The sequence below is a fragment of the Rhizobium sp. CF142 genome, assembly GCF_000281145.1.
Taxonomy (GTDB): domain Bacteria; phylum Pseudomonadota; class Alphaproteobacteria; order Rhizobiales; family Rhizobiaceae; genus Rhizobium.
In genome coordinates, this window is sequence record NZ_AJWE01000036.1 from 39,897 (window position 1) to 46,663 (window position 6,767).

The 6,767-nt window shown below is 61.8% G+C and carries 9 protein-coding genes and 1 riboswitch; of the genes, 3 read left to right on the forward strand and 6 right to left on the reverse strand.

Going from position 1 to position 6,767, the window contains the following annotated elements; genetic code table 11:
* Nucleotides 1-41 precede the first annotated feature (41 nt).
* The 3 genes from PMI11_RS10050 (at nt 42) to PMI11_RS10060 (ending at nt 1,708) form a co-directional block, all read left to right on the forward strand.
* Entirely contained in the window at nt 42-503 is a 462-nt protein-coding gene (locus PMI11_RS10050; protein ID WP_007816249.1) for a MarR family winged helix-turn-helix transcriptional regulator, read from the forward strand.
* A 79-nt stretch (nt 504-582) separates the two neighbouring features.
* Nucleotides 583-644: riboswitch (Fluoride riboswitch) on the forward strand.
* A 77-nt stretch (nt 645-721) separates the two neighbouring features.
* Entirely contained in the window at nt 722-1,153 is a 432-nt protein-coding gene (gene crcB, locus PMI11_RS10055) for a fluoride efflux transporter CrcB (protein WP_007816250.1), read from the forward strand.
* A 123-nt stretch (nt 1,154-1,276) separates the two neighbouring features.
* Nucleotides 1,277-1,708 (forward strand): GNAT family N-acetyltransferase, encoded by a 432-nt coding sequence (locus tag PMI11_RS10060; protein WP_007816252.1) that lies wholly within the window; start codon nt 1,277-1,279, stop codon nt 1,706-1,708.
* Nucleotides 1,709-2,065: 357 nt separating this feature from the next.
* Here PMI11_RS10060 and PMI11_RS10065 read toward each other — a convergent pair whose 3' ends face one another.
* The 6 genes from PMI11_RS10065 to PMI11_RS10090 all read right to left on the reverse strand — a co-directional run.
* On the reverse strand, nt 2,066-3,148 hold the full coding sequence (locus PMI11_RS10065; RefSeq protein ID WP_007816254.1) for a MerR family transcriptional regulator: 1,083 nt from the start codon (nt 3,146-3,148) through the stop codon (nt 2,066-2,068).
* 316 nt (nt 3,149-3,464) lie between these two features.
* The gene (locus PMI11_RS10070) at nt 3,465-4,157 is read right to left on the reverse strand and encodes a hypothetical protein (RefSeq protein ID WP_007816256.1); all 693 of its coding nucleotides are present in this window, start codon (nt 4,155-4,157) and stop codon (nt 3,465-3,467) included.
* Nucleotides 4,158-4,367: 210 nt separating this feature from the next.
* A complete protein-coding gene (locus tag PMI11_RS10075; RefSeq protein ID WP_007816258.1) occupies nt 4,368-5,090 on the reverse strand; it encodes a nickel/cobalt transporter in 723 nt (240 codons plus the stop codon).
* On the reverse strand, nt 5,090-5,527 hold the full coding sequence (locus PMI11_RS10080) for a YqaA family protein (protein ID WP_007816261.1): 438 nt from the start codon (nt 5,525-5,527) through the stop codon (nt 5,090-5,092). The genes PMI11_RS10075 and PMI11_RS10080 overlap by 1 nt, the downstream gene beginning before the upstream one ends.
* Nucleotides 5,528-5,531: 4 nt before the next feature.
* On the reverse strand, nt 5,532-5,825 hold the full coding sequence (locus PMI11_RS10085; protein ID WP_007816264.1) for a metal-sensing transcriptional repressor: 294 nt from the start codon (nt 5,823-5,825) through the stop codon (nt 5,532-5,534).
* 64 nt (nt 5,826-5,889) lie between these two features.
* On the reverse strand, nt 5,890-6,767 hold an 878-nt coding region (locus tag PMI11_RS10090; protein ID WP_007816265.1), incomplete at its 5' end, for a cation diffusion facilitator family transporter.

Consider the following 6,767-nt stretch of genomic DNA (forward strand, 5'->3'; position numbering starts at 1 on the left):
GCCCATGGCACCTATGAGGCGGGAATCGAAAGGAATATGCGATGTTGTTGGCCGACCAGCCGCTTGGGATCGATCAGTGCACCTGTTCTGCCATCAGAAAGGCAAGCCGCCAGATCACCAGGCTTTACGACAGCCACCTCGAACCCGTCGGCCTGCGCATTACCCAGTTCCTGATGTTGGCTGCCCTGGAGGAAGCCGGCGGTGCCACCGTGAACACGCTTGCCGAACGGCTGGATATCGAACGGACGGCCATGGGCAAGATGCTGGGCTTCCTTGAACGCGACGGCTTTGTCGCGATCAGCCAGTCGCCCGCCGACGGCCGGGTGCGGATCGTCGAGATCACCGACGAAGGCCGGCTGCTGCACAAGAAGGCAGAGCCGCTCTGGGAGGCGGCGCAACGTGAATTTGAAGAGCTGAACGGGGCTGCGAATATCGCGGTATTGCGCCAGGGGCTGAGGGATATCGTCGTCGGGGATTTGGCGGCGGAGGCTTCAGGGGAATGAATCTTCAGGTGAGGGGTTCCCTCGATGAGGAGAGGTTCACCTTCACCCTTGCCATCCCGCCGAAGTCGGCGCTATAGATCAGCCCGATGGGGATGGAGTGCCCCCGAAACCGCCCTCAAGGCTGATGACTCCTACCGTGTTTAACCGCGGTGGGAATCTGTCCGGAGCCCGCCGCAAGGCGGGTTTTTTATTGCCCGCCCGAGAGTTTTGGAGCGAGCATGTCCTTCTATACCTGCCTTATCGTCATGGCCGGCGGTGCGCTCGGCACCTTCGCCCGCTATGCCGTATCGATCATCGCCATGCCCATCAGCCGGGATCTGCCCTGGGGCACTGTGATCATCAATGTCACGGGCTCGCTGATCATCGGCCTGTTCAGCACGCTGACGCTCGCCAATGGCCGTTTTCCGGTCTCCGACAATATGCGCCTCTTCGTGATGATCGGCCTCTGCGGCGGCTACACGACCTTCTCCTCCTTCAGCCTGCAGACGCTCGACCTGCTGCGCTCGGGCGCAACGGTCAGGGCCTGCATCAATGTCGCGGCATCGGTCGCGCTCTGCATCGGTGCGGTGGCGGTGGGGCATCTGATCGCGACGCGGATCAATGGCGGGGTGGCACAAGTTGCGCAGGCGGCGATCGAGGAGCAGGCTTGAGGCGGCGGGGCGTTTGCGGCTCAAAGACTCCACTAGCTCAAAAAAGTTTATCGTCGGGGCTGCTGGGATAGGTAGTCCAGCGTAAACACACCTTGCGGCAACAGGACACGAGGCGAGCGGGCGATGAAAATGCAGCTCCTACAGGTGCAGGACAGAAACCAGTGGCAGAACTATCACGCGATCAGGCGTCACGTTCTCTTCGAACTGCGCGGCCAGTCTGACTATGATGAGATGCATCCGGACGAGCATCGGGAAAATCACTTTCCCCTGCTGTTCATCTGCGACGATGTGCCCGTTGGCACCGTCCGGCTGGATATCGGGCCCGCGCACGCCGACCCCGGAACCGTACGGCTCGTCGCGATCGTTCCGCAGTATCAGCGGCAAGGAATTGGTAGGGCCATGATGCACGCGCTTGAACGACTTGCCGCCGACAAAGGCCTTACGCGGCTGGAGGTTCATGCTGCACCGGATGCCGTGGCCTTCTACAAAAAGCTCGGATGGCTCCTCGTCGATATGGACAGAGCCACTCCGCTCCTTACAAAGCAAATTTCCTGATATGGCATCTGCTGCAAAGCCGACGTCTGCGCAAGGCGAAATGCGCTACATGCCGCCAATCTGAAATCTGGCGTAGCTTTGGGTATCGACGCCAACCCTAACCTCCCCCATTCCTGTTTCCTCGTGCTGACACGAGGGGCGTCACAGGAATTCAGCCTGCCCAAGTCTTTGGGCAGGAAAGACTTTTTGTTAAACAGAGTGCGTCATTCACCGCGCAGACGCACGGTGGCTGGATCTCTGTCACATCCCTTGTGCTGGCGCGAGGGCACAGAGATGAGGGAGGTGGAGGAGCAGGGCGGTGCCACTAGTTGGTCCTTCCTTGCGGGAGGGTGCGTCACGAAACGCCTCCGTCCTCCGTCACAGCGCCGGGCGAATGAAGATGCCGCCGAATCTTCCGTCTGCCGCCAGCGCGAAACTCCATTCGAGATGGCCGTTGTCGAAGGTCACGTCGTAGACATCCCAGCCTTCCGCCGTCACGCCCTTGAAGGATATGTCCCTCAGCGGCCCCATTCGATCGAGGTCGGCCTTGATGATGGCAGCTTGTTCGCGTGCAAGGGCGGCGAGCGGCGGGCTCATCCGCTCATAGTCGGGTTCGCCGCGCTGGTGCTCTTCGATGACCCGCTCCAGCAGCGCCTTGCTGTTTTCCACCGGCTGCTTGTCGCGGATGCGTGCAGCAAGCGCCTCTTCCAGATCGGTCGCGGCGCGTTCGTCAATGCGGGATGCTTCCTGTTCATAGCCGTTCTGGTGCAGCACGAGGCCGGTGACAGCGCCGCTTTCGCTGCGGGTAAAGGTGATCTGCGCCTGAACCGCCTTGTAGAAGAAACGGTCGACATCTTCGGCGAAGATTTCGAGTTCCGGCTGGCCGGTCAGCCGCGTGAAGAGCCGCCCGTCGCGCAGCCTCACCACATAGGCCGACGTACCCAGATGATAGTGTCCGGCATAATCGGCATAGAGGGCCGGGTCGATTTTCCGTTCGGTGCGCGGCCGTGCCTGCTCATAGCGGCGCCAGGCGATGGCATCGGCTGAGGTATCGGTCATGTTCGTGTCCTTTGCGAGCTTCAGCAGTTCATCGATCGAAAGAATGTCGCCTGCGGCCATCTTCGCGCGCAGCGCGTCGATGATGGCGAGGCTGCGCTGCGTGCGCGTCAGTTGGTCCTGCAGGGTGAGGTTCTGCATGGCGAGCATGCGGTCGAGATCGGTCGCGCGGCCGGCGAGCAGCCGGGCGATGTCCTGCAGGCTAAGCCCCAGCCGCTTCAGAGCCAGGATCTCGGTGAGCCGCGCAATTTCCCTGGTGCCATAGAGCCGCCAGTTCTTTCCCGTGCGCGGCGGCCGGATGAGGCCTGTCTCTTCATAGAGCCTCAGCGCACGCACCGTCATGCCGATCCGCTCGGCACATTGCGCCGCCGTCAGCCAGCTCTGTTTTCCTGTTTCGGCGTCCATCAAGCCTCCCGCGATGTCTCGGAACCCTTCTAAGCTATGACGCTGGGTCCGGCTCAAGAGGTTTTTCGCGGGTTTTTTCGGTTTCGGCTTGATGCCTGTTGCAGGGAGGCCCGGATGTCGCCGGGAACCGGGCCACAGCATCGGCCCGAAAATCGGAATCGATCTTCGGAAAGCCTGATGCGTCGATTCAAAGAGTTGGAGCGTCGGTGCGGCGAATGGCGCAATGGAGGGGGAAAGAGATTATTCTGCCCATGGGAAAACCCATGACAGGTGCAATCGATCCGCCGGGTATGCCGCCCGGCGGATCGAGCGGCCGTTAATTCCCTGTCGAGGTCGGGGCGGAGTAAGACAGGGATTCACGGATCTGGTCGATTTTGCCGTCGGCCTCTCCGACGCCGAGGATGGTCTTGGCCTCATCCAGCATTGCCGGGCTCACCTCGCCGGTGCGCGTTGCGGCGGCCAGCGCGTCCTCCAATGCGGCGTCACCGAGCACCGGATCATCGGCTGCAGGCTCGATGCCGTTGTCGAGCTCGAACTGGGCATAGGCCATGGCGTAGGCGGCGATCGCGGTCATCTTCGGATCGGACGTGTGCAGATAGGCCTTGTAGCTGCGGTTGAGAGAGTTCAGGCCTTTAAGCTCGGAGGCCAGGTTCTTCTGCTTGATATCGGCTGCGGCGTTTTTCGCATTGAGCGATTTCGTCTTCGCCTCGCCGGATTTGCCCTTCACTCCGCTCCCGGATTTCGAACCGTCGCGCAATGATTTGCCTGTCTGGGAGCTGCCGGTCTGGTGGCCGCGATTTTCGTGACTGCCGCTTTGTCCGCCGCCATTGCCGCCACTATTGCTGCTGCCGCTACCGCCGCCGTTGCCTCCGCCATTACCGCCGCCGTTGCCGCCACCGTTTCCTCCGCCCTTTGCCATGGCGGCACTATCGAAGCCGGTGATCGCCAGCGGGCTGGAAGCCATGATCATTGAAAGCGCAGCTATGGACGCAAAAGTTGCGAAACGCATCGGTCTCTCCCTCGCAGGATAATTTATCGAAAGTCGCGAGATAGCCGACTCGGGAAGGCGGCCATCAGGATCACGATGTTAGGTGCGAAATGCGGAGCGTGCATCGGACCGAGGTCCGGCATCCGCCGGACTATGGTCTTAGAGAGCGGGAGATGGTTAACGGGTTCGACGTCAGGCGCCTTGACGGCCATGCGGGTATCGGTGGGGGGCTCAGGCAAACAGCACTTCATGGATCGCAACGCCAACCAGGATGATGCCGGCGATCGCCTCGATTGATTTCGAAGCGGCAGCAAGCAGCCTCGGCCGGGTGGCGAGCAGCCGGGAAAGCCAGTCGCGAAAGAGCACGGCAAGCAGTGCGACGGCAGACAGCGTGATGCCGACGCCGAGCATCATGGTCAAAGCGAAGAGGATTCCCGTCACGATCACCTGATGCAGCATGGCAAAGGTCATGACGAATAGCGTCAGCGGGCAGGGGATCAGGCCGGCGAGGAAGCCGAAGGCGATGCCTTCCCGGTGGGAATGAAAATGGGCGTGGCGGAAAAGTGCACTCCACAGCATCCATGCGCCGATCAGGCCAAGCAGACCGCGGCTGACAGCCTGCAGGAGCGGTGCGGAGCCGGAATCGCCGAAGGAATGCGAGACGAGCGGCAAAGCAAAAAGCGCAATCAGCACCGCCATGCCGACATGGGTGAAAGACAGTGCCATCGAGACGAGGAGGCCTCGATGCGCCTTTAGCGAGGAGCCGGCGAGATAGGTGGCGAGCACCGACTTGCTGTGGCCAGGCGTCAGCGCGTGGATCGCGCCGAAGGCGATGCCCATCGGCAGGAAGGCGAGGAAGGCAAGCCAGCCGCCGCCTGCGGCTAAGGCTTTGATATGGCCGGCGAAGGTCAGATAGATTTCGCGCTGAAAGTCGATGATCGTTTGCCAGGGCATCAGGTCAGGCCCGTTGTTGCTGCCGTCAAGACAAGGTAACGCCCGACCTTGGCGATGGTAACGAGCAGCAGGAACATTGGCAGCGGTTCACGCAGCACGCCGGCAACGACGGTGATCGGATCGCCGACGATGGGTAACCAGCTTGCAAGCAGCGACCATTTTCCATAGCGCTGATACCAGTGCTGCGCTCGCTCCAGCGCCTGTGGGCCTATGGGAAACCAGCGGTGCGTGCGGAAGCGTTCGATCCCCCGGCCGAGGAACCAGTTCAACAAGGCGCCGAGTACATTGCCGCCGCCTGCGGTCGCGACCAGCCAGAATGTCGAATATTTTTCCGTCAGCAGCAGACCGACTAGCACGGCTTCGGATTGCATCGGCAGGATCGTCGCCGCACCGAGGGCTGAAACGAACAATCCGAGATAGGCCAGAAGATCGGCCATTCGGTCAGAGATATTTGGTGATCGTCTTGAATTCGTCGATCGACTGGCGCTTGTCGCGCGACAGCGCGCCGACGGTTTCTTCCAGGCAGTGGTCGAGATGGTCCTGGATCAGCGTGCGTTTGGCGTTGACGATCGCCTTCTCGACGGCCGAAAGCTGCTGGGCGATATCGAGACAGGGCTTGCCGCTATCGATCATCGCGATGACGCTCTTCAGGTGCCCCTCGGCGCGTTTCAGCCGCTTGACGATCTCGGGGTGGGTGGCGTGCGTATGGGGCTCGTTATCGCTCATCATGTCCATGCGGTTGTTCCCTCCTGCAGCGGAGGCAGCCCGAGCTTACGCCGCGGACCGCCCTGCCGACAAGTCAGTGACGATGTCCATCAGGTTCTTCCATGCGGAAGGGCAGGTCGATGCTGCCTTCGTCGGAGCTGAGCCTGAGGATGGCGTCGAACTCGTGCGGCTCTGCCGGCGCCACGGTGCTCTGCAGCGAATGGTGATCATCCGGCGAGGCAACGAGCGGCAGGGTCTCGACATGATCGGGACGCTTGATCTCCACCACTGCCTTCAGGCCGCGCTCGTGCTTCCTGATGCTGAAGCGCATGCGCTCGCCACCCGCCGTATCGACGATCTCCAGCAGACCGGTTGCGATCTCGGATTCGACCTTGAACGGATCGGGCGCATGGTGATGGTCATGCCCGTGATCATGGGCGCGAGGGGCCGCTTCCACGCCGAAATCGTCGAACTGGATCGTGGCATTGCCGAGTGAAGGAAGGTGGCCCTTCAACTCGCGGCGCAGGCTTGCGGCAATCGCGTTGGCTTCCGTAAGCGATTTCGATGGATCGACGGAAATCACCAGATCGGTATGAAGCTTGTGGCCGAGCCAGCGCGACTTGACATCGACGATGCGCTCGATGCCACCGACATGCTCGGCAGCATGATAGATCTGCTCGTTTATACCGGGTTCGACGCCGTCGAGGCTGCGGGTGATAACGGCGCGTGCTGACTGCCAGACGATGCCGAAGATGGCGAGCGTGATCAGCAGGCCGATGATCGGGTCGGCAAGCGGGAAGCCCATCCAGACGCCCAGCGCGCCGAGTACGACCGCAAGGCTGGTCAGGCCGTCCGTGCGGGCGTGGTAGCCGTCGGCGATCAAGGCGGCGCTGTTCATTTCGCGGCCGACGCGGATGCGGAAGACGGCGACGGCCTCGTTGCCGATGAAGCCGACGATACCGGCAGGCGCCC